19 protein-coding genes are annotated in these 21,114 nt (G+C 53.1%); 4 read left to right on the top strand and 15 right to left on the bottom strand.

From position 1 onward, the window contains the following. Positions 1 to 98: 98 nt before the first annotated feature. The 7 genes from NST29_RS09210 to hmpA form a co-directional block, all read right to left on the bottom strand. The gene (locus NST29_RS09210; RefSeq protein ID WP_033019761.1) at positions 99 to 293 is read right to left on the bottom strand and encodes a hypothetical protein; all 195 of its coding nucleotides are present in this window, start codon (positions 291 to 293) and stop codon (positions 99 to 101) included. Positions 294 to 431: 138 nt separating this feature from the next. Then, positions 432 to 1,676, bottom strand: coding sequence for an oligoribonuclease (locus NST29_RS09205; protein ID WP_339232988.1), 1,245 nt, complete (start codon positions 1,674 to 1,676; stop codon positions 432 to 434). 17 nt (positions 1,677 to 1,693) lie between these two features. Further along, positions 1,694 to 3,604, bottom strand: coding sequence for a hypothetical protein (locus NST29_RS09200; RefSeq protein ID WP_339232067.1), 1,911 nt, complete (start codon positions 3,602 to 3,604; stop codon positions 1,694 to 1,696). Between the two features lie 10 nt (positions 3,605 to 3,614). Next, entirely contained in the window at positions 3,615 to 4,490 is an 876-nt protein-coding gene (locus NST29_RS09195) for a MoxR family ATPase (RefSeq protein WP_033019766.1), read from the bottom strand. Between the two features lie 130 nt (positions 4,491 to 4,620). Further along, entirely contained in the window at positions 4,621 to 4,995 is a 375-nt protein-coding gene (locus NST29_RS09190) for a helix-turn-helix transcriptional regulator (RefSeq protein WP_033019768.1), read from the bottom strand. A gap of 114 nt (positions 4,996 to 5,109) precedes the next feature. After that, the gene (gene purU / locus NST29_RS09185; protein ID WP_033019770.1) at positions 5,110 to 6,012 is read right to left on the bottom strand and encodes a formyltetrahydrofolate deformylase; all 903 of its coding nucleotides are present in this window, start codon (positions 6,010 to 6,012) and stop codon (positions 5,110 to 5,112) included. Between the two features lie 483 nt (positions 6,013 to 6,495). Further along, positions 6,496 to 7,731, bottom strand: a complete 1,236-nt coding sequence (hmpA, locus tag NST29_RS09180; RefSeq protein WP_033019773.1) for an NO-inducible flavohemoprotein — start codon at positions 7,729 to 7,731, stop codon at positions 6,496 to 6,498. A 172-nt stretch (positions 7,732 to 7,903) separates the two neighbouring features. Between hmpA and nsrR the strand changes: the two genes are divergently transcribed. From nsrR to speE, 3 genes are all read left to right on the top strand, one after another. Continuing rightward, positions 7,904 to 8,350, top strand: a complete 447-nt coding sequence (gene nsrR, locus NST29_RS09175; protein WP_033019782.1) for a nitric oxide-sensing transcriptional repressor NsrR — start codon at positions 7,904 to 7,906, stop codon at positions 8,348 to 8,350. A 91-nt stretch (positions 8,351 to 8,441) separates the two neighbouring features. Then, positions 8,442 to 8,597 carry an FAD-binding protein gene (locus tag NST29_RS09170; RefSeq protein ID WP_131385691.1) on the top strand — a complete coding sequence of 52 codons (156 nt, stop codon included), beginning with the start codon at positions 8,442 to 8,444 and terminating at the stop codon, positions 8,595 to 8,597. 53 nt (positions 8,598 to 8,650) lie between these two features. Next, on the top strand, positions 8,651 to 9,526 hold the full coding sequence (gene speE / locus NST29_RS09165) for a polyamine aminopropyltransferase (protein WP_033019783.1): 876 nt from the start codon (positions 8,651 to 8,653) through the stop codon (positions 9,524 to 9,526). Between the two features lie 100 nt (positions 9,527 to 9,626). Here speE and NST29_RS09160 read toward each other — a convergent pair whose 3' ends face one another. The 7 genes from NST29_RS09160 to treP all read right to left on the bottom strand — a co-directional run bounded on the left by NST29_RS09160 (position 9,627) and on the right by treP (position 19,077). After that, entirely contained in the window at positions 9,627 to 10,802 is a 1,176-nt protein-coding gene (locus NST29_RS09160; protein ID WP_033019784.1) for an acyl-CoA dehydrogenase family protein, read from the bottom strand. A 220-nt stretch (positions 10,803 to 11,022) separates the two neighbouring features. Further along, positions 11,023 to 12,522 (bottom strand): aminotransferase class V-fold PLP-dependent enzyme, encoded by a 1,500-nt coding sequence (locus NST29_RS09155; RefSeq protein ID WP_033019785.1) that lies wholly within the window; start codon positions 12,520 to 12,522, stop codon positions 11,023 to 11,025. 110 nt (positions 12,523 to 12,632) lie between these two features. Then, a complete protein-coding gene (locus NST29_RS09150) occupies positions 12,633 to 13,076 on the bottom strand; it encodes a thioesterase family protein (RefSeq protein WP_033019786.1) in 444 nt (147 codons plus the stop codon). A gap of 429 nt (positions 13,077 to 13,505) precedes the next feature. Further along, on the bottom strand, positions 13,506 to 14,918 hold the full coding sequence (locus NST29_RS09145) for a Na+/H+ antiporter NhaC family protein (protein ID WP_033019787.1): 1,413 nt from the start codon (positions 14,916 to 14,918) through the stop codon (positions 13,506 to 13,508). 206 nt (positions 14,919 to 15,124) lie between these two features. Then, on the bottom strand, positions 15,125 to 15,838 hold the full coding sequence (treR, locus tag NST29_RS09140) for a trehalose operon repressor (RefSeq protein WP_033843872.1): 714 nt from the start codon (positions 15,836 to 15,838) through the stop codon (positions 15,125 to 15,127). 22 nt (positions 15,839 to 15,860) lie between these two features. Further along, positions 15,861 to 17,552, bottom strand: a complete 1,692-nt coding sequence (gene treC, locus NST29_RS09135; RefSeq protein WP_033019867.1) for an alpha,alpha-phosphotrehalase — start codon at positions 17,550 to 17,552, stop codon at positions 15,861 to 15,863. Positions 17,553 to 17,661: 109 nt separating this feature from the next. Then, the gene (gene treP, locus NST29_RS09130; protein WP_033019869.1) at positions 17,662 to 19,077 is read right to left on the bottom strand and encodes a PTS system trehalose-specific EIIBC component; all 1,416 of its coding nucleotides are present in this window, start codon (positions 19,075 to 19,077) and stop codon (positions 17,662 to 17,664) included. Between the two features lie 596 nt (positions 19,078 to 19,673). On the opposite strand from treP, the gene NST29_RS09125 reads away from it, so the two are divergent. Beyond that, complete coding sequence (locus tag NST29_RS09125) at positions 19,674 to 20,399, top strand: MerR family transcriptional regulator (RefSeq protein ID WP_033019871.1); 726 nt, start codon at positions 19,674 to 19,676, stop codon at positions 20,397 to 20,399. Between the two features lie 370 nt (positions 20,400 to 20,769). Here the strand turns inward: NST29_RS09125 and NST29_RS09120 are convergent, their stop codons facing one another. Next, positions 20,770 to 21,114 (bottom strand): PilZ domain-containing protein, encoded by a 345-nt coding sequence (locus NST29_RS09120; protein WP_033019875.1) that lies wholly within the window; start codon positions 21,112 to 21,114, stop codon positions 20,770 to 20,772.

The raw sequence follows: 21,114 nt of genomic DNA, 5'->3' as shown, positions 1-21,114 counted from the left end.
AAAACGTGCAGTGTTCTTGAGTCACTTCCAAGAAACACTGCACGTTACCCGTTGCGTGTCGATAGTCGCAGGGAGAGCATGTTCCCATCCTTTCTTTGTCATGCGATATCGGTATGACGGTAGCAAACGCCTTTATATTTGACGCGGACCGGCACGCCCTTTTCTCGCTTATGTTTGATGAGCAACTGTTGCGCTTTTGAAAAGGCTTCCATCATTCCGGACGCCGGAATGGCTTCTTCCCATACGATCGTCTTCCCTTGAACTGTGTAGAAAGAAAAAACATACTGTTTCATTTTCCTCACCTCCCTATGTACTTATTATAATCAAACCCTGTTTTTCCTAAACACAAAAACTGTTACAATTATGTTAACATTTTCTGCTGTATCGCTCTCGCGAAATGGTGAAGGATTGACCGAACAGGAAAACCGGCATCAAAGTTCGATGCCGGTTTGTTGTTTGTATTGCTTGACAGCCGCCAGATAGTCCGCTTGAATGTCGGCTTTGTCTCGAGCGAGTCGTGTGCTTAAAAACTGAAGCACCGCCTCATCATGAGCAAGGCCGGCCGCAAACTGCCGCTTTAGCCAACGCTCGCCGCTAGCTTCATCTGGAAACGCATGCGCCTCCCCTTCCTCATCAGCATATACGATCCAGCCTTGCTCGGTATGACGGCTCAACCACCATTGACCATGATGATTCGTCCAAAAGGTTCCTTCCGCTCCGTCTCGTTTGTTCAGCTGGTTTTGTTCCGCATCGCCGTAAATTGGCAACAGCGGGAACGTCTCGATGACAAAGAGCGGGAATGTCGTCTCATCAACCAAACAACCGGACGCTTTTGGGTGGCCGCCGCCACCGAACTGCCGAGCGAACTCAGCGACGTTGACATCATCGTGAGTGGTACGAAAACCGATATGTTTCGTCCCCATATTGACCATCGCGATTAAATCGAGATGAGGAAATCGCTTCGATAACACATTGCCGAGTTCCGACATATGGCGCTCGGCAAAGACGACGCCGATGCAATAGTCGCCAAGCCAGCGCTGAACGAGTTGCTTTTGTTTTTGCCGGATGTAGCGCTGAATTTTCTTTTCTTCCATATCCAAAAGCAGCTCTTCCGTTTCGGTTAAGGCGAACGGTTGGCCGGAAGAAAGCCGTTCGCTCATCGTCTCCCAGAAGCTGTCGAGCCCTAAAATCGTCAGTAAATCATTAAGCCGTTTGGCTTGTATATTTCCGTTCTCTTCCCATTCCCATGTATCGTATTGACGGACGAGTTCGACAAACGCGTCAAGCGCTTCCGTTCGCGCCAGCTTCCCTTCGCGGACAAGGTGGTCGTAAAAAAGCGAGGTGGCGCATGTTTTTTTGCCATCTTCTCCGGTCGGTACGACCCATCCCCACGGGTAATGGTTAAAATGAAGCGCCGTGACATGGTGGTCGATCACTTGCACATGACCGCCGCGCTCGGCTCGTTCGGCCAGCTTTTGTTCGACTTCCTTGCCGACGGCCAAGTCGGTGATCCATAGCATGGCATCGGCCGCTTCTTCACTTTGCAAAAATTGGGCAACCCGTTCATCAAGATTTCGATAGGAACAAAATGAAATATTGACTTCCGTAAACGCCAGCTTGGCCAGCAATCCGCAGCCGATGCCGTCTAAGTCGCTGTCGGTGAATAATTTGATCATCATTTCCCATCCTTCTGTCACAAACTTTTTTGCAGCCAGGCTTTCAGAAGCGGCAACAAGCGGTCAGCGAGTTCACTGACATGCGGCACGAAGACGCGAAAACGGCCGTAAATGTTTTCCACCGTCCGCCGCGTCGATTCGTCATCGGCGCCGCGCCCTAAAAAGAGGTTGACGACCTCGATGCCGCGACGGCGCGCGTCGGCGACCGCCTCATGTGTATCGATGATGCCGTTTTGTTCGTAGCCGTATGCGGCCGGCTCGCCATCCGAGAAGACGAGCAGCACTTTTTGCCTTTCTGGACGGCCAAGAAGCTGTTCCGTCATCCAGCGGATCGCCAATCCGTCACGGTTGTCTTCATGCGGCTCAAGCTGCATGATTGCCGGGCCGCTCGATGGCTCCAATGATCGGCGAAACGATACAGCCGTTTGCATGTAATTCGGCTGCCAAGCGGCGGTCGCTTCGTTCGCATCTTCCCAAAATCCCACAATGGCATGCGGCACCCGCAACGTTTTCAACGCTTCATGACAAAGGACAAGACCGGTTTTCGTCTCTTCCATTTTGTCGTGCATCGAGGCGGAACAGTCGACGAGCAGTCCGAATACCGCATCAAACCGCCGCGCTTGCTCGCCTTTTTTGTAAAACAAGCGCGGCCGCTCATCGGTGAAAAACGGCACCAGCTGTTTGCGCAGCCGTCCGGCGGGCAAGTTTGTGCGCCAAGCGCTGCGCTGATGCTCAAGCCATTGCTCCATCACGCGCACGAGCCGTTTCCGGTACGGCGCCACCGCCGCCTGCTTGGCGCGGTATTGCTCGAGATGGACCGGACTTGGCGGCGAGAAAGGAAGAAGCACAAGTTCAGCCCGGCGGTTCGCCTCGCCGTATGGCGCGCCGCTTCCGGTGCGGGGATGATCGTCAAAGGAGGCGTGCGCCTCGAGGCCATAGTCATTCCGATTCGTTGGTTGGGACGTTCCTTGAACGATGGCGAGCGCTTGGTCGCCGTCATCCCCCGGTCTTGCCCCATCGCCCATCATTCCTGTTCGGCTTCCCCGCTCGAGTTCAAAGCGGAGAAAGCTTCCACCCGTCCGACTCGTTTCTCGATGCCATGTCGGCAGCGTCTGCCGCTTGACCTCCCCGTTCGCCTCGGCGAGCGCATCATCGTTTTCAAGTGAATCCGTTCGTTTGATGTCGTCAATCGTCAGCGTTTGTTCGTCCTGTCCAGCGTCGCTGACAAAGGGAAGCGATGTGTAGTCGTGGACGAGATCGCTATGGAGTGACTGTTTCATCAGTTCCGTCAGCGCCAATGCCCATTGTGCTACCTCAGTGGTCGAAGAAGCGTCAAACCATTGTGTCCATAGCGTTTGCAGGCGGGTTTGCACCGCTTCCTCGGCCATCGGAGCGAGCGGCACATCGTCAAGGGGAGAGTCGGCAGTCAAACGCAAATACATAGCCGCCAAAAATTGATCAGCCAAGGCGCTCCGCGTTTGGTTCGCCTGCCATTGCTGGGCGAAATAGCGGCGGTATAGGCGACGGCGCACCCGAAACCATCGCTTCGTCCCCGGTCGTTCCCGCTCGCACACCATTTCCAAACGAAGATCTTCAGCGAAGGAAAACAGCTGTTTCGCCAGTTTGGGCAAGGGCTGCGCGTCGGCCGCTTGCCGGAACGCCTGAACGGCGGAGACGTCGGTATGACGCCTTGTGCCAATAAGGCGCAGCACGACGTCACTTTTGATGGCCGCTTCTTTCTCGTGAGCAGGATAGACGTCCCAAAAGCGGCTGACGTAAACAATCGGCCGGGTTAGATGCACGCCGGAGTGAGCGGCGAACTCCACCGTCCAATGACGGTTCTGGGCGAGCGTTCGGGCAAGATCGGAAAGCTGCATCACCAAAAACGAATCGATCGGCCGATCGTCGAACATCATGAATCGTTCCATGCGCCGCCACCTACTCCTCAAACCATGTTTCAGCTATATTCCGCACCGCGGCTCGCTCCCGCTCATCGTCAAGCTTATCGACAATGCTTCGTTCAATCGCGCGCAGCGGCGGCATATATGCGGCCAGATCGCAAGCATCAAGCAAGGCGCGCACGGAGGCGGCTTCTTCAGCGATTTGTCCGTTTCGCACTTGTGTAAGCAAATCGGCCGATAGAGCGACGAAACGGTCGATCAACGCCTCATCCGTTACTGTAGTTTGCGCCAATAACACCGATTTTAATGTCGCTCCTTGCACATACGGCACGTCAATGACGACGAACCGATTTTTCAGCGCTTCATTCAGCGGAACGGTGCCAATATAGCCTTCATTGACGGCAGCGATGACGCCAAACGTCGGTTTCGCCTGCACGACCTCGCCGGTGAGCGGGTTGGTAAGCCGCCGCCGGTAATCGAGGACACCGTTTAAAATCGGCAGCGTCTCAGGTTTTGCCATATTAATTTCGTCAATGTATAACAAATGCCCTTTGGTCATCGCTTGAATCACAGGTCCGGGCACATACTCAATGACAGCTTGGCCGTTCTGATGCACGATCGTCTTGAACCCGAGCAACGCCTCGGCATCCAAGTCAACGGAACAGTTAATGCTGTGCATAGGCTGGCCGAACAGCGCGGACAATGTTTCCGCGAGCCGCGTTTTGCCTGACCCGGTCGGTCCTTTTAACAGCACGTTTTTCCCAAGCGCCAGGGCGACGGCCGCATCGTGTACGATCGCCTCGTCGTCGGCCGTATACCCGCCCGATCCGATCAACGCCCGATCCGGATCGTGGCGGAACTGCTCGGTTCGTGTCTCGATCGCTTTTACGACTACTGGTGGCCATGTGATCATTTGTGGTCTTCCTCTCTGTTGCCATCTTCCCCTCTCATTCTACTAGATCGACGGTTCGGACGCAAAACAAATAAAATCAACCATAATTATATTATGTAAATTTATATTAAAGAAAAAACTCGGCGCCCCCCTAACTGTAGTTGTCCTCAATCGCTTTGCGAATGAGCGCCGCGCATCGGTCAAGCTCTGCTTTTAGCTGGCGTTTGTATAGCTTCGCTTTTTCCTGCCCACCCTCGGCGAATCGGTAATACACGACTTCTTGGTATTTCATCCCTTCTTTTTTCTTCTTTACTTGTTTTAAAATGCCGTCTTCGATCAAATCGTGAAGCGCCTTGTACACTTCTGAATGGTTCGGCCGGTAGCCGAACGGTTTAAACTCTTGGCGTAGCACATCGAGCAGTTTCAATCCGTACAGCCGTTCTTGTTCTGTTAACGTGATCAAATACAATTTTAAAAACGCACGTTGTTTTAACAGAAAACCGCTTGGCGTTCGTTTTTCTCCCATGCCGCTCCTCCTTCCCCGCTTTTCTCATCGATTGGAAGATTCGCCATTCTCCGGTTTCTATGTTCATTATACCATATACGAGGAGGGAAAGGAAAAATCCTTCCCTCCCTGCTTTCAATAAAACACGATCGTTTTATTGCCGTGAATGATGACCCGGTCTTCCAAATGCCATTTGAGCGCCCGCGCGAGCACCGTTTTTTCGATTAGGCGGCCGATCCGTTTCAAATCGTCGGGATGATGGCGGTGATCCACCCGGGTGACGTCTTGTTCAATGATCGGCCCTTCATCTAAATCATCGGTGACGTAATGGGACGTGGCCCCGATCAGCTTGACGCCCCGCTCATAGGCTCGCTCGTACGGCCGCGCGCCGACAAACGCCGGCAAAAACGAGTGGTGAATATTAATGATTCTCCCTGGAAATTCAGCGACAAACGCCGGCGATAAAATTTGCATGTAGCGAGCGAGCACAATCGTATCGATCCGATAGTCGCGAAGCAGGCGGATTTGTTCGGCTTCTGCGTCAGCTTTCGTCTCTTTCGTGACGGGGATATGTACGTACGGGATGCCGAGCGGCTCAACGGTTTCGCGCAAATCCGGGTGGTTGCTGATGACAAGGGCGATATCGGCGATCAGTTCGCCCGCCTGCCATTGCCAAAGCAGCTCAAGCAAGCAATGTTCCGCCTTCGAGACAAAAATGGCGATCCGCCGAATGTCACGGTGAAGCCGGAGCCGCCACGTCATGCCAAATTCTGCGGCAATCGAGCGAAACGCCGCTTCAAGCTCGTTTTTTCGAGCGGCGACGTTCGGGCAGTCAAACTCCAAACGGAGGAAAAACGTGCCGCCTTCCGGATCGGTTGAGTATTGGCTTGATTCGACGATATTCGCCCCTTGTTCATAAAGAAATGAGGTGACCGCGGCAACGATGCCGGGACGGTCCGGGCAGGAAATGAGCAGCCGGGCGCGATGTTCGTAGGTTTGCAAAAACGATTGCCAGCGATGTTGGCGAAATGTGCTCATCCGATGTCTCTCCTTTATCTTGTTGTGACTTAATTTCCATCATACAAAAAATTGCTGAGCTTGCCAACAAGGAATGTTTCTAACAAACAAAAGAAGAGTGTCTCAATGGACCTCTCCTTTTGTAAAGCGGGCAACGCCCCTATCGTTTGGCGATTTCGCTCCGGCTTGCGTCGGTTTTCGTTCTGGCAGTTTACCTTGGAAGGCCGGTGAAACGCGGTTGCCACGAGCAAATGAGCGGCGTTTCGTCAAAAAAGAAAGAAGGTGGGTTTCACCGGGTTTTTCCTAATAGAAAATAGATGGGGCGGTATTTTGTACAAAATCACCGGCCTCCTAGAAGGCCGGCGATTTAAGGGAGCAAGCTCCTTATCAAGCCCGTTTCTCAAATAGGTAAGCCTTGTCGCGTCAGGAGCGTCTTTCAAACGTTCCCCCATTGCTCAAGAGAAACGACCGTTTTTCACTAGCCATCTAGAGTGGCTGGGTTGATCAGTCTCTCGTCAAGTCGCCGGCCGGGCCGAAAAATTCGTAATGGATGCGCTCCTCCGGCACACCCCATTGTGTCAGCGCACGATAGACGGTTTTCATAAACGGCACCGGGCCACAGAAGTAAAAGTCAGCATCTTTGGATGGAATGACCGTTTGCATCCATTCCAAATCGATCCGCCCTTCTTTGCGGAAATGGGGGTGTTTCCGGTCTTCATCGGACGGAAACTCGTAACAAACGTAATATGAAAATGCCGGATTTTCCGCTAAAGCTCGCAATTCTTGATCGAACGCTTGCACGCGGCCGTTGAGAGCCGCTTGAAGGAACGTCGTTTGGCGGTGAGGCTGCCGGATGGCCAACGTGCTCGCCATGCTCAAAAGCGGAGTGATGCCAACGCCGCCGCTGATTAAGACGACCGGCGTTTCTTTGGTGAGATCAAGCGTAAAGTCGCCGGCTGGGGCGCTTACTTCAAGCACGTCCCCTTCTTGGATATGGTCATGCAAGTAGTTTGACACAATGCCGGCCGGTTTTTCAGCTGTCGCTCCTTCCCGTTTGACGCTGATGCGGTAATACCCTTTTCCCGGGGCGTCCGATAAGCTGTACTGACGGATGTGTGTGTACGTTTCGCCTGGAATCGACAGTTTGACACTCACATATTGGCCCGGCAAGAAATCACTGATGGTACCCCCGTCTTCCGGCCGCAAATAAAACGATGTGATGACGTCGCTTTCTTTCCCTTTTTTGGCGACGACAAAACGGCGAAATCCGCGCCAGCCACCGGGTTTGGCCGCTGCTTCCTCGTAGAGCTCCTTCTCGACTTGGATGAAAACGGCGGCAATGGCTTCGTACGCTTCCGCCCACGCGGCAATGACTTCATCCGTGGCGGCGTCGCCCAGCACGTCTTTGATCGCGAGCAACAAATGTTTTCCGACGATCGGATATTGTTCCGGCTGGATGCCTAAGCTCCGGTGTTTATGGCCGATTTGCCGCACGACCGGCAAAATGGCGTCAAGCCGATCGATATAGCGCGCCGCTGCATATACCGCCGCCGCCAAAGCGCGTTGCTGCCGCCCTTGTTTTTGGTTGGCATGGTTAAACACATTCAGCAGCTCCGGATGATTGGAAAACATGAGTTCATAAAACCGTTTCGTAATCTGTTCGCCGTGCTTCTCTAATACCGGCACAGTCGATTGGACGATTTCAATCGTTTTCGGATGCAAAGTCGTAATCGCAGCCATGCTTTCCTCTCCTTAAAAACATGTATTTTTAATACATCTTTATTCAAACACGGGCGATGCCAAAAAAGCAATATTTCAAATACATCTTTAACAAATTGTTCAAAATTCCCCGTGCGCAGGCAGTATGATACAATAAAATTCGATCACGTTGTGTAAAAGGTTGTGAACGAAGATGCAGTTAACCAACTACACGGAATACGCGTTGCGCGTTCTCTTGTTTTTAGGGACGCTTGAGAAAGGAGAAAAAACGAACATTAAAGAGATTTCCACTGCGTTTTCGCTGTCTGAGCATCATTTAAGCAAAATTGTCCATGAGCTCGGCAAGCTTGGCTACATCGAAACGATCCGCGGCCGCAACGGCGGAATCCGCCTAGCCAAACGGCCTGAGGAGATCGTCATCGGGGCGGTCGTCCGCGAGACGGAAGACAATTTGTCGCTCGTCGAGTGCTTTGCCGCCCACGGCAATGAGTGCGTCTTGACGCCTGCCTGCCGCCTTCGATTCGTTCTTCACGAGGCGCTCGAGGCCTTTTTGCGCGTGCTCGATGCGTATACGCTTGCCGATTTGTTGGAAAACCGGATGTCGCTCCGCACTTTGCTTGGGGAGCGGCGCAAACGATAAACACTCTCCATCCGAATGGCGGAGAGTGTTATTTTGTCTGTTGACAGGCACACTATAAGCAAGCATCGCCGCAGAGAAGGGAGACAGAACGATGAGACGGTACGAAGTGATTGTTATCGGCTCTGGGCTGGCCGGTCTTGCCTGCGCCTGGGAGCCTGTCCGCTGCCGCCACGCGCGCTTGTATTTGAACGCGAACGAGTCATCGGCGGACGCACCTCGTCCCCTTTGTTTGCCACATTTCGCATAATATATTAAGATTAGAAAGGTGTGAGAAAATCCGCAAGACTAAAGGAGGTAACAATGAAACACCAAGGAAACGCCTTACCACCTTATTTACATTGGGACAACGGGGAGCTCTGGCTCACCGAAGATGACCGCGACAATTTAAAAATCAGCTACCGCATCAAAAAGGTGATCTTTGCCGAGCCGTCCGAGTACCAGCATGTCATGATTTTGGATTCGTATGATTTCGGCCGCATGCTTGTTCTTGACGGCGTCGTGCAAACGACCTCGATCGATGGTCACATTTATAACGAAATGATCACACACGTGCCGCTGCAGTTCCACCCAAACGCCAAACGAGCGCTCATCATCGGCGGCGGCGACTGTGGAGCGGCCCGTGAAGCGGCCAAGTACGCCCGCTTGGAGACCATCGACATGGTGGAAATCGACGAAAAGGTCGTCCGGGCGTGCAAAGAACATTTACCGGCCGTCTCCGGCAACTTATCCGACCCGCGGGTGCAGTTTATTTACGGCGATGGCGTGGCGTTTGTACAAGGAAAAGAAGGAGTATACGACGTTGTGATGATCGACTCCTCCGATCCGGTCGGCCCGGCTGAAGCGCTGTTTTCGCCGGAGTTTTACGCCAATGTGCACCGTGCATTAAAAGAGGACGGGCTCATGGTGTGCCAAAGCCAATCTCCGATTTTCCATTTGGATATTTTAACACGCACCTACCGCAACATTCGTGAACTGTTCCCGCACGTGCTCGTGTACACGGCGGTCGTGCCGACGTATCCGGGCGGGCTGTGGAGCTTTACGATCGGCTCGAAACGGCCGCTTGATCTCCCGGCGCAAACGGCGATTCCAAACGACACGAAATACGTTAATGACGCCGTCTTTCGCCAATGTTTTGCCTTGCCGGAATTTTTGCGTTCGGCGCTTGCGGCGAAGTAATTCGATCAGAAAGCTGTCCTCATGTGTGAAGGACAGCTTTTTTGTTTCTTGCCGCGTCTTCGGCGATGCGTTCCTTTCTTTGTCTTGATGAAGAGCCCCTTTATTGTTTGTTATCAGACAGCGCGCGTTTGGCTAGCCATGCGAGCGTCAAGTCATCGGCAGGCGGATTGTGCAGCCCGGCGCGGACATCGCGATAATAACGCCCGAGCGGACTGTCAGCGAACAAGCTTTGCCCGCCAACGATGCGCATGGCTCCATCGACGACCTCAAGCGCGGTATTCGTGGCGACTAGCTTAACGGCGGCGAGCTCCTCTTTCATCTCGGTTCGTTTTTCCGGATAGCGATCCCATAGGTCCGCGACCGCATAGAGAAAATGACGCGCATGGACGAGCCGCCATTCCATGTCGGCGATTTTTCGCTGCACTTCAGGCGTTGCGGCAATTGGACGGGATAATGTATTCGGCTGGTACGTTTGCGCAAAGCGGAGCGCTTCATTGCGTGCGGCAATGGCGATGCCTAAGTAACAAGCCGGAACGTGCAGCAGCCATCCTTGCGCCGGTGCGGTTTCGTTTGGCTTCCCGAGCGTTTCCACGAGCGCATCCGTTCCCACTTCCACGTCCTCAAGGACGAGGTCATCGCTGCGCGTCGCCCGCATGCCGAGTGTGTTCCACGTCGGTTCAATGCGGATGCCTTTGGCGCCCATCGGCACAAGAAATTCGCCGACATCGCCGCTGTCTTCGATGGTGGCCGAAATCAACACGTAATCTAGCGCTGGAGCTAACGAGGCAAACGCTTTGCGCCCGCGGAGTACAAAGCGGCCATCGCGGAGAACGGCCGTTGTTTCCGGTTTTCCGCCGCGCGCGGGGCTGCCGGTCGCCCGTTCGGAATGGGCGCTGTTAATGAGCGCGTGGTGTTGGACGACTTCTTCGGCCAAGCGGGCGAGCGTTGATTCCGACCAGCGGCGGAGCAAAAACAGACGCATCAAAATGCTCGCGTGCCATCCGAATGACAAGGCAGTGGCGCCGCTGCCTTGGGCGAGCACTTCTTGCACAAGCACCCATTCATAAAGCGACGCCCCTTGGCCTCCGTATTCAACGGGGATCGTAAGGGACAGAAATCCAGCTTCCTGTAAATCAGCAAAATCGGCAAACGGAAATTCGGCCCGTTCATCGTAATCTGCTGCCCGCGATGCAAACCGCTCCGCAAGATGCCGCGCTCGTTCGTACAGTTTCCGTTCCCGCTCGTTTCGCAACAACAAATGGTACAATTCGTTCATCGTTCTCCCCTTCTTTTTGTTGTTGAGATGATTTCATTGTACCGGTTTTGGTGAGAAAGGTAGAAACAAAAACGCTTCAACGCCGGCCATCGATGCCCAAGATATCTGAACAAGCCCTCTGTTCATAAAATCCATTTATGCTTCGTGATATTCTTAACCACGGCATAAAAAATAACCGCCTTCGCTTTCAGACGGCCAAGGTAAGGAACAAAAACAACGTTCAAACGAGGAAAAAATGTCGGATATACCGATCATCGCCGCGATGGACAAACTCATTTTTCGCCGCGTCATATTCGTATTCCTCCTGCCAACGCTGGCCATGACGAGCGATTTGCCGCACGGCGTGAATGATCGTATACACTTCCTCATTGGTCATCGTCGGATGGAGCGATAGGCGCACCCAGCCAGGTTTGGCCAAGATGTTTCCACCTTTGACCTCCTGAAGCAAGGCGGCTGACTGTTCTTGGTCAATGCCAAGCAAATAATGGCCGTACGGCCCGGCGCATGAGCAGCCGCCGCGCGCCTGAATGCCAAAGCGGTCGTTGAGAAGCTTGACGGCGAGATTGTAGTGAAGTCCTTCGATCACAAACGAAACAATGCCAAGCCTGTCGCTTCGGTGTCCTTCGAGCACATGAACGCCAGGGATGTCCTGCAGCGCCGGTAGAAGAAGGGAAACGAGCTCTTTTTCCCGAGCGCGCATCTTCGCTACATTCATTTGTTCTTTCAGCTGAATGGCGAGCGCCGCTTTGATCGTTTGCCAAAACGGCGGCGTTCCGCCGTCCTCTCGCTCTTCAATCGCTTCCACATACTCGTAATGCCCCCATGGATCAGTCCAATATACTGTTCCACCGCCTGGATGGTCCGGCGCACGCTGGCTGTACAACCGGCTATCAAAGACGAGCACGCCGGCGCTTCCCGGCCCGCCCAAAAACTTATGCGGTGAAAAATAAATAGCATCAAGCGTTTCGAGCGGGTCGTCTGGATGCATCTGGATCGGGACGTATGGAGCAGAAGCGGCAAAATCGACGAAACAAAGCCCGCCATATTCATGCATAAGTCTCGCTAATTGATGGTATGGCGTTTCTAGGCCCGTTACGTTCGAGCAAGCGGTGAAGGCGCCGATTTTTTGCGGTCGATGGCGGTACCGTTCAAGCAGCTCGCGCAAATGGTCGAGATCGACGTCTCCCCGATCCGTCGGCCGAACGGTTATCACTTCGGCCACCGTTTCCACCCACGGCAACAAATTGGAATGATGCTCCATGTGAGTGACAAAAACGACGGGCCGTTCGTCATCGGCAAGCGTCAAGCGCGGTTTCCATCGTTCCGGTACACGCCAGCCTAGCAGGCGCTGCAGTTTGTTGACAGCGCTCGTCATACCGGCTCCTTGCATGAGCAGTACGTCCCCTTTTCCCGCACCGACATGCTGTTTAATGATTTCTTTCGCATATTGATAGGCAAGCGTCGTTTTTGTTCCTGTGACATTCGATTCCGTATGCGTGTTGCCGACAAACGGGCCGAATTCGCGGATCAGTTTCTCTTCAATCGGCTGGTACAGTCGCCCGCTTGCCGTCCAATCGGCATAAATGAGCCGCTGTTCGCCAAACGGGGTGGAAAATGGCTGAAAGCGGCCGATCGTTCCGTCACGAAACGGCCGAAAATAGGCTTCGAGCTGGCCGCCGCACGTATAGGTTGCGCTGCCGATCGTCGCACGAATCACCATGATCATCCCCCCCTTTTTCCAACCTACTCATCAGTATATGGCTCTTTGCACGTTTGGTCTGGAAAATGAGGGATGGGCAAAAAAAATCCGCCTTGCTGGCGGATATTTGATTATGATCGTCCGCAGCGAACCGGCGGATCCGTTTCCTCGGCGGACGCAAGATACTCACCGAGCCGCGCCCTCAGATCGCTCGGAAGCGGTTCGCTCGTCTGCTTCTGAAAGTTGAAGTAGACAACGGCAGCTTCTCCAACAGCGATGAGCCTTCCTGTTTCTTCTTCTACGATGCGATGAATGCATTGAAAACTTTTGTGGCCGATGCGCGAAATATTCGTTTCGATGCGAAGCCGCCGACCAAAAAATCCTTGGTTGACAAAATCGCATTTGGCGGACGCCAAAATGAAATGCCAATCGTCTGTTCTTCCTCCGTAGCTAAGCTCATCGAACAAGCGGGTCCGCGCTTCCTCCAAATAAATAAAATAGCTGATGTTGCTTAAATGTCCGAGCGCATCCGTTTCGCAAAAACGCGGGTTGACAGTGATCGTATGAGTTTTCATGGTTTTCCTCTCCCTTTCTCTACCAACTAGTCAGTATGTTGTTTTTATCATAGCTTGATTTCCGTTTGGATGCAACTTGTTTATTTTTTTGAATTGATTATTTAGCACACTGTTTTAGAAGTGTATTTATCGTGGGTACGGCTTTACTATGTCATTTCTCAACGAGAAAAACCTTGTTGCATCGATCCTGCTTTTCACTCATTGTTCCATGGATTCAGGGAATCAACGGTGTTTCACCCGCCTTTTAGGAGGCGGCGATTTCGTACAAAATCGTGCTATTCCATCTGTTTGTTAGTTAGAAAAGTTGCACGAAATCAACCTTCTTTTTTGCTGAGGTGTAGCTGATTTGCTCGCGGCAGCCGTGTTTCACCACCCTTTTGGATGATGAATCGAAGCGATGCCGCATGGCCGGGCGGGCAAACCGCCCGGCTAACCGATCCAAAGCGGCAAAAGGGCGTACCCGAGCAAGGACAGGCCGGCGCAGATGAGGGAAATGCGCAGTTTGTACTTGGCGTAGCCCAGCAAATCCATATCCATCATCGCCGCTGTCGTGATCGTCGTATCGCCAAGCGGCGACGCAAACGCCCCGAACGTTCCACTGGCAAACACCGCGCCAATGGTGACATCGAGCGGCGCCCCGGTCGCATGGGCCAGCGCCACGCCGAGCGGCATCAACATCCCCCACGTCCCCCATGAGGAACCGATAAAGTACGACAAAAAAGAGCCCGCTAAGAAGACTGAGGCCGGCACAAACGGACCGGGCAGCCAAGTCGCGAAGGTAGACGATACGTAAGCGGCAAACCCCAGCTCGCCGGCCACCCCCGAGACCGCCCATACAAGCACGAGCATGCCAATCGGCGCCATCAGCTCGTTGCCACCGGCGAAAAAATGATAGATCAGTTCAGGGAGTGACTGCTTTCGCCATACATAAAACAGAATGGAAACAAAAAGGGTCACAAACAGCGCCAAAAGCATCGCCCATGTCGCGTCGGCTTGGGAAAAAGCCGCCAGCCAGTTGTCCGCTCCTCGGCGCCAACCGTCATAAGCAAAAAAGGCAAACGTAAGCACGATCAAGAGCGCCAGTGGAACAAACAGATGCAACGGTTCACCGGCAATGAGCGACAGCTCTTTGCGCAGCCCAAGCCCGTGCAGCTCATTTATGGTTCCTTCTCCTTTTTTGCCGGGCGGCCGACCGATCCGGATGTTGAGCACCGTCGTCAACAGGCCGATGGCCAGGGCAATGATGGCAAACAAGTTGTAAGGAAGGCTGCGTAAAAACAGATCGTACGCAGATTCGCGAATTCCGTTTTGCACGAGCGCTCCGTCGACAACGGAAGTCATAAAACCGACAAACGCGGTAGCGGCCGGCAGCAGCACGATGATCGGTTCGGTCGAGACATCGATCATATACGCCATGCGGCGGCGGTCAACGCGAAACTGGCGGAGCACCGCCTTCATCACCGGCCCTAACAACATAATGCGAAACATCGGCATAAAAAACGTTACCGGCACGGTCAGCCATACGAAAAAAAGCAGCCCTCGCTTTGTGCGAATGCGCCCGGAAAGCCGTTCGACAAAGCCTTTGATCCCGCCGGTAATTTGCATCATGCCGATCAGAGAGCCAAACAAATACAAAAAGAGCGCAACTTTTACATGTTCATCATCGACGAGGGCGTGTACAATAGCGGAAACCGCGCGCTCTATGGCCCCGATGACCGACCATTCGAGGCAAAACGCCCCGACGAGCAAACCAACCACCAAGCCGGGCAGCAGTTCTTTCAGCCAGACAGCGAGCGGAATAATAAGAAGAAACGGCAACAGCGACCACCATGTCCCTTCCATGTCGGTGTCCCCCCTTTCCGATGCCGTTGTTAACAAGGATAGCCATAATGTGATTTGTTTATGATTATCAATGATTATTTAGAACATAGTTTTATTTTAGTATTAAGCGGTTGAGGAAATGAAAAAGAAAAAAAGCCGCGTCATAAGACGCAGCGTGGCAGCATGCGGCCGCCATCCTAGGTTAGGGAACGCACGACCCGGCGCTGTCATTTCCGGCGCGCGAAATCGACAAACCGGAACTTGTCGAGCCGATGCCGCGATTCCGTATATTGAAACAAGGTGGCGTCGCTTAAATAGACATAGTTTTTGACGACGACGACGCGATCGTCGCCGTTGAGATCCAAATAGCGGCGGTCTTCCTCCGTCGCCGCATCGACCGACATTTCTTTTTTCGCGAAGCTGATCGGTAAATGCAGCGTTGTTTCCAAGTATTCATAAATCGAGTCTTCACAAATCTCCTCCGTCAACAGCGGCACGTGCTTTTTTAAGAAAAAGTCCTTATCCAATATGATCCGCTCCCCGCCAATTTCCCGGACGCGCACAACTTTCCACACTTCGTCTTTGCTTGAGGCGCGCAGCTGCTGTTTGAGTTCGCCATCCGGCTTGATGACGGCCAGTTCATGGACGATCGTCCGCACCGGCTGCTTCATCGTCTGCGCCAGTTCTTTAAAGCTGACCAATCCGGATACGGGAAAGTCATATTTGCCGACATCGAGCACGATCGAGCCTTTCCCTTTCATCTTTTGGATATAGCCGTGCTCAGACAATAAATTGAGCGCTTTACGAATCGTCTCGCGCGACGTCTCGAAGCGCGCAGCGAGCTCGTGTTCTGACGGCAGCTTGTCGTACGCCTTCCATTCTCCGCGACGGATGCGGGAAACGAGATCGTGATAAATGGCTAAATATTTGTTTTCATGCATAAGAATCACCGCTTGTATTGTATCACGGCCGGCGCAAAAGATAAACAACCGATTCGTATGGGCGCAGCCGCATGCAGCGGAAATCGGTTGGTGCGTCCGAATAGTTCGCGAGCAACAATTCCCCCGTACAGTCATTCGCGCCTGCCTCCTCCGGCAGCACAAACGTCGTTTCAACAGGATAAAAATTGTTGACAACAAGCAGTTTTTCCCGATCGCCATGACGCATATAGGCGAAAAGATGCGGATCATCCGCAAGCAGCAGCTCATAGCGTCCGGTTGTAATGATGTCATACTGTTTGCGCAGCTCAATCAGCCGTTTGTAGTGGTAAAAAATTGAGTCACGATCGGCAAGCGCTTGTTTCACGTTAATGCGCTGGTAGTTGTCGGCGACGCGAATCCACGGCGTGCCGGATGTAAACCCGGCGTGCGGGCTGTCGTCCCATTGCATCGGCGTGCGGGAATTGTCGCGCGATTTTCGCTGCAAAATGTCAATCACTTCTTGCTCGCTTTTGCCTTGCGCTCGCAAAATTCGGTACATGTTAAGCGACTCCACGTCGCGGTAGTCGCGAATATCGGTGAATTTTGGATCGGTCATGCCGATTTCTTCGCCTTGGTAAATGTATGGCGTTCCTTGCATGAGATGAATCGTCGTCGCCAGCATTTTCGCTGACTCTTTCCAATACGTCCCGTCATCGCCATAGCGCGACACGATGCGCGGTTGGTCATGGTTGCACCAAAAGAGCGCATTCCACCCCCCGCCTTCATACATCCGGACTTGCCATTCGGACAAAATGCGTTTTAACGCGAGAAAATCGAACGGAGCGACCGCCCACTTTTCCCCGTTCGGGTAGTCGACTTTCAAGTGATGGAAATTAAACGTCATATTGAGCTCATGGTTTTCCGGGTTCGTGTAACGAATGCAATGGTCGATCGTCGTCGACGACATTTCCCCGACGGTCATGATGTCGTATTTGGAAAACACCTCGCGATTCATTTCCTGCAAAAACTCATGAATGCGCGGCCCGTCCGTATAAAAGCGGCGCCCGTCCCCCGGCGGAATCGAGCCGTCATCGTCTAGAAAACGCTGGTCTTTGGACAGCAAGTTGATGACATCCAACCGAAAGCCATCGACCCCTTTTTTCAGCCAAAAATGCATCATATCATAAAGGCGGCGGCGCAGCTCTTCGTTTTCCCAGTTCAAATCGGCTTGCGTCACATCGAACAAATGCAAGTAATATTGGCCGGTTTGTTCGTCGTATTCCCACGCCGAGCCGCCAAATTTCGACTGCCAGTTGGTTGGCGGTCCGCCGTCCGGTTTCGGGTCGCGCCAAATGTAAAACGAACGGTATGGGTTCGTTTTCGAAGCGCGCGCCTGCTGAAACCATTCATGGTCGGTCGACGTATGGTTGACGACCATGTCCATCACCAGCTTCATGCCGCGCGCGTGCACTTCGCGGAGCAGACGATCAAAATCGTCCATCGTTCCGTATTCGGGATGAATGCGGAAATAATCGCTAATGTCATAACCGTTGTCGCGCTGCGGCGACGCGTAGATCGGCGTCAGCCAAATGACATCGACGCCCAGTTCTTTCAAGTAATCGAGCTTCTCGATCACGCCTAGCAAATCGCCGATGCCGTCTCCATTCGTATCGCGGAAGCTCTTCGGATAAATTTGATAAACGACCGCCTTTTTCCACCACGGTGTTGTTGACACGTCTCTTCACCTCGTTCGTTGACTTCAACAATGAATGAAAAGCATACCATTGGCGAGCGGCCAATGATATGCCAGCGAATGCATCCTTTGCCTCGATGAAGGCGAGCGGTTAGCGTGCGATTTTGCGCACTTTGCCGAAAACAAACGTCAGCACAAACGGCACCGCAATCGCGATCGCCATGCCGATAAAGAACGGCGTCCACTTTTGCGGCACGATCGACAAGAAGCCCGGCAGGCCGCCAACGCCGATCGATGGAGCGATGACTTGATTGAGCGTGATGAACATGCCGGCGATCGCCGCTCCGGTCATCGCGGCAATAAACGGAAAGCGGAAACGCAAGTTGACCCCGAACATCGCCGGCTCCGTGATGCCAAGATAGGCCGAGACCGCTGACGTGAACGACAAGCCGCGCAGCTTTTCGTCTTTGGCGACGAACATCATCGCCAACGCCGCCGAGCCTTGGGCGATGTTTGACATGACCAAAATCGGCCAAAGGAACGTGCCGCCTGTATTGGCGATCAGCTGCAAGTCAACCGGCAAGAACGTATGGTGCATCCCGGTGACGACGAGCGGCGCATACAGCGCTCCATACAACAATCCTCCAAGCGCCGGAACCGTGTCAAAAATCGTGACAAACAAGTGGGTAATGGCGTTGCCGATCGCAAACGTGATGGGCCCGATGGCGACGAACACCAAAAAGCCGGTAATGAGCAACGCAAGCGGCGCGACAAGCAACAGCTGAAACGCATCCGGAATGCGCTTGCGCAAAAACAGCTCCAGCTTTGCCAGCACGTAGGAAGCGACCAACACTGGCAGCACTTGCCCTTGGTAGCCGACCTTTTGCACTTCAAAGCCGAACAAGTTCCAAACCGGAATCTCTCCTTTTTCTTTCGCCGCTCCCCAGCCCCAAGCATTGAGCAAATCGGGGTGGACGAGCATCAAACCAAGGACAATCCCCAAGAGCGGGTTGCCGCCGAATTTCGTCACCGCTGACCAGCCGATCAAGCCAGGCAGAAAGACGAACGCCGTATTGGCGATCAAATTGATCATGTTCGCCAAATCGGCCCACTCTTTGTGCACCTCGACAAACGATTTCCCTTCGTAAAAAATGCCTGGGCCTGTCAACACGTTGTTAATCCCCATCAACAAACCGGCGGTGACGATCGCTGGCAAAATCGGGATGAAAATGTCCGCGAGCGTCTTAATGGCTCGCTGCAGCGGATTGAGCTTCGCTTCCGCCGCGTCTTTGATTTCCTGCTTCGTTGCCCGGCCGATGCCAGTCAGTTCAACCAAATCGTCATACACTTTATCGACAAGCCCTTGGCCGATGACGACTTGAAACTGGCCGTTGGCCGAAAACGCCCCTTTGACGACATCGATGCGCTCGAGCGCTTCTTTATCGACGTTTCCTTCCTCTTTGAGCGCAAACCGAAGCCTTGTTACACAATGCGTAGCGGCGACGATGTTGTCCTTGCCGCCGACGGCTTCGACAATTTGCGCGGCTGCTTGTTGGTATGCCCCCATGATGAATGCCTCCTTTTTCTTTCTCGTCTTCCGATTGCGCGAAAACATGAGCGGCAAAGCGGCCGCCAGACGCCCATCGATGGTTGTCGACAACTTGATGTTCCGGCGTTTCTCTAGAAGGCTGGTGAAAAATCGCTGTCACCACCAATCAGCGGCATTTTCATTTAGAAAAGTTTCATAGACAGTGTGATCTACCCTCCACCCGGGGATGAAAATCCGTGTCAGTTCGGCATTTTCATTCCGAAAAGAAAGCGGATTCTACGATTGAGAAATGGGTGGAACGCAGCGGTATTTTGCACGAAATCACCGGCCTCCTAGCGGAAAACAAGCGAGTTTACCGCTTCCCTGCCTTCTAAATCGCTTTCAGCAATCGGTTTCAAAAAACTTGTATATACATCCTGAACATAGTTTATCTTGTATATACAAGTTTGTCAACACGTTTCGATATGAATGTTTCTTTTTCGACAACCGATGGGAGTTCTTTTCCCATTTCCACTTCTTTTGTTATCTTTTGTCAAACAGCAGGAAAATCTACAGCCAAACGGGAAAAAACATAGTGAATCACTACCGAAGCGAGAAAGGATGAAGACAACGCCATGAAAACGTATACCTTGCGCGAAGCAGCCAAAAAAATTGGAGTCACCGCCCGCGATTTAAAACAGTGGGAAAAACAGTTCGCCGGATCAATCACCGTCCCGCGCGCCCCGGGAGGAGCGCGTCTGTATAATGACGAACTGATCGAACGGTTTCGCCATATTCGCGCGTGGCTGGAAGACGGCCGCCGACCGGCCGAAGTAGCGGACATGATTAACCAGCTGGACGCCCAACAAGCCGAACCGGCTGGCGAACGAACCGCTCCGACGGACACAACGGTGATGGAAGGGGAAATCATTGATCCCCCGCGCCTGTTGCATCAAGGGATGCCATACATAGCTGAACAGCTGGCGGCCCGGCTCAAAGACGATCTTGTCCGCGCTTTGAAACAGGAAACGAATCGCACCATTGAACGAGCGATGGGCGAGGTAAAAAATCGGCTGGACTCACTCGCCGATCAAACGGCCGCGGCCGCCGAAACCGTGCGCTGCTCGCTCCGTGATTATGAAGACGCGTGGCAGCAAAAAACCGAACAGCTCCATGAACATTTGGAAACTGTTGTCGCGATCTGCCGTGAAGAGAAAGCGAGACAAGAGGAGGAGCGCAAACGGTTGGAGCAGCGCATTTTGGAGCGGGAGAAAGCGTTCCGCGAACTCGTTTTGTCCTTCCGTCAAACAGCGGCCAGCAGTGCCGCCACCCGTGCCAACAAATGGTGGAAATTTTGGTGAAAGAACGGTTTCGCTCCGGTGGCGCACAAAAGTTTCCGCCAACAAAAACGGCAAACGGAGCGGCGGGCCATAAAGGATGGCCAAAGCAGCACGATGCACAAGAAACGTTCATTGACGATGGGAGAGATGAAAAAGAGGGGCTGACCGAAAAGGTTGTCTGCCTTCAAGAGCGGCACAACCGATCATGCGGCAAAAGCAGTCAGCATGTATATAAAGCAACGAAAGAGGGGACCCGATCCTTTTGGGACCCCTCTTTATAAGTTGCAATAAACAATTTCCGATTGTTCATTTCGGTTCATCTAAATACAAGCTGATATGATAGTGGCTAGTGATGAGCTGGATGTAAAACAAAATTTATAGCATTCCCCCATCATCGCCGCCGGCTCTCCGCCACATGCCGTTTGATGGCTTCAATCAACCCTTCTTCTTCCTGTTTGGTGACGTCGAGGCGGACGCCGTAATAGTGAATGCGGGCAAACGGCTTTTCCCAAACGAGCTGACCGCGGACGCGCAACGCAGCCCCGCCCAAAACAAGCGACACGTCCACCCAAGAGCCTCCGCCGGAAAACGGAAGGGGGCGATCTGCTTCCACCTTCAAGCCGTGCGGACTGATGTCATGCACCAAGACTTCATATCGGCCATCAGCCGCCGTCAATTCTGCCGGCAGCGGCTGGCCAAACTGGTAGCGGAACGGTTCTTGCCGTCTAAACCTCAT

This window comes from Geobacillus sp. FSL W8-0026 (assembly GCF_037966255.1).
GTDB lineage: Bacteria > Bacillota > Bacilli > Bacillales > Anoxybacillaceae > Geobacillus > Geobacillus icigianus.
This window is presented reverse-complemented; position numbering and strand designations above follow the sequence as displayed.

What these genes read in the sequence shown, in the direction of transcription:
- NST29_RS09150 (WP_033019786.1), bottom strand. Translation starts at nt 13,076, where the DNA reads ATGAAAACTCATACGATCACTGTCAACCCGCGTTTTTGCGAAACGGAT.
- speE (WP_033019783.1), top strand. Translation starts at nt 8,651, where the DNA reads ATGAAACACCAAGGAAACGCCTTACCACCTTATTTACATTGGGACAAC.
- hmpA (WP_033019773.1), bottom strand. Translation starts at nt 7,731, where the DNA reads ATGGCTGCGATTACGACTTTGCATCCGAAAACGATTGAAATCGTCCAA.
- NST29_RS09200 (WP_339232067.1), bottom strand. Translation starts at nt 3,604, where the DNA reads ATGGAACGATTCATGATGTTCGACGATCGGCCGATCGATTCGTTTTTG.
- NST29_RS09125 (WP_033019871.1), top strand. Translation starts at nt 19,674, where the DNA reads ATGAAAACGTATACCTTGCGCGAAGCAGCCAAAAAAATTGGAGTCACC.
- NST29_RS09210 (WP_033019761.1), bottom strand. Translation starts at nt 293, where the DNA reads ATGAAACAGTATGTTTTTTCTTTCTACACAGTTCAAGGGAAGACGATC.
- treR (WP_033843872.1), bottom strand. Translation starts at nt 15,838, where the DNA reads ATGCATGAAAACAAATATTTAGCCATTTATCACGATCTCGTTTCCCGC.
- treP (WP_033019869.1), bottom strand. Translation starts at nt 19,077, where the DNA reads ATGGGGGCATACCAACAAGCAGCCGCGCAAATTGTCGAAGCCGTCGGC.
- NST29_RS09190 (WP_033019768.1), bottom strand. Translation starts at nt 4,995, where the DNA reads ATGGGAGAAAAACGAACGCCAAGCGGTTTTCTGTTAAAACAACGTGCG.
- NST29_RS09155 (WP_033019785.1), bottom strand. Translation starts at nt 12,522, where the DNA reads ATGGTGATTCGTGCGACGATCGGCAGCGCAACCTATACGTGCGGCGGC.
- NST29_RS09195 (WP_033019766.1), bottom strand. Translation starts at nt 4,490, where the DNA reads ATGATCACATGGCCACCAGTAGTCGTAAAAGCGATCGAGACACGAACC.
- nsrR (WP_033019782.1), top strand. Translation starts at nt 7,904, where the DNA reads ATGCAGTTAACCAACTACACGGAATACGCGTTGCGCGTTCTCTTGTTT.
- NST29_RS09170 (WP_131385691.1), top strand. Translation starts at nt 8,442, where the DNA reads ATGAGACGGTACGAAGTGATTGTTATCGGCTCTGGGCTGGCCGGTCTT.
- NST29_RS09120 (WP_033019875.1), bottom strand. Translation starts at nt 21,114, where the DNA reads ATGAGGTTTAGACGGCAAGAACCGTTCCGCTACCAGTTTGGCCAGCCG.
- NST29_RS09145 (WP_033019787.1), bottom strand. Translation starts at nt 14,918, where the DNA reads ATGGAAGGGACATGGTGGTCGCTGTTGCCGTTTCTTCTTATTATTCCG.
- NST29_RS09205 (WP_339232988.1), bottom strand. Translation starts at nt 1,676, where the DNA reads ATGATCAAATTATTCACCGACAGCGACTTAGACGGCATCGGCTGCGGA.
- purU (WP_033019770.1), bottom strand. Translation starts at nt 6,012, where the DNA reads ATGAGCACATTTCGCCAACATCGCTGGCAATCGTTTTTGCAAACCTAC.
- NST29_RS09160 (WP_033019784.1), bottom strand. Translation starts at nt 10,802, where the DNA reads ATGAACGAATTGTACCATTTGTTGTTGCGAAACGAGCGGGAACGGAAA.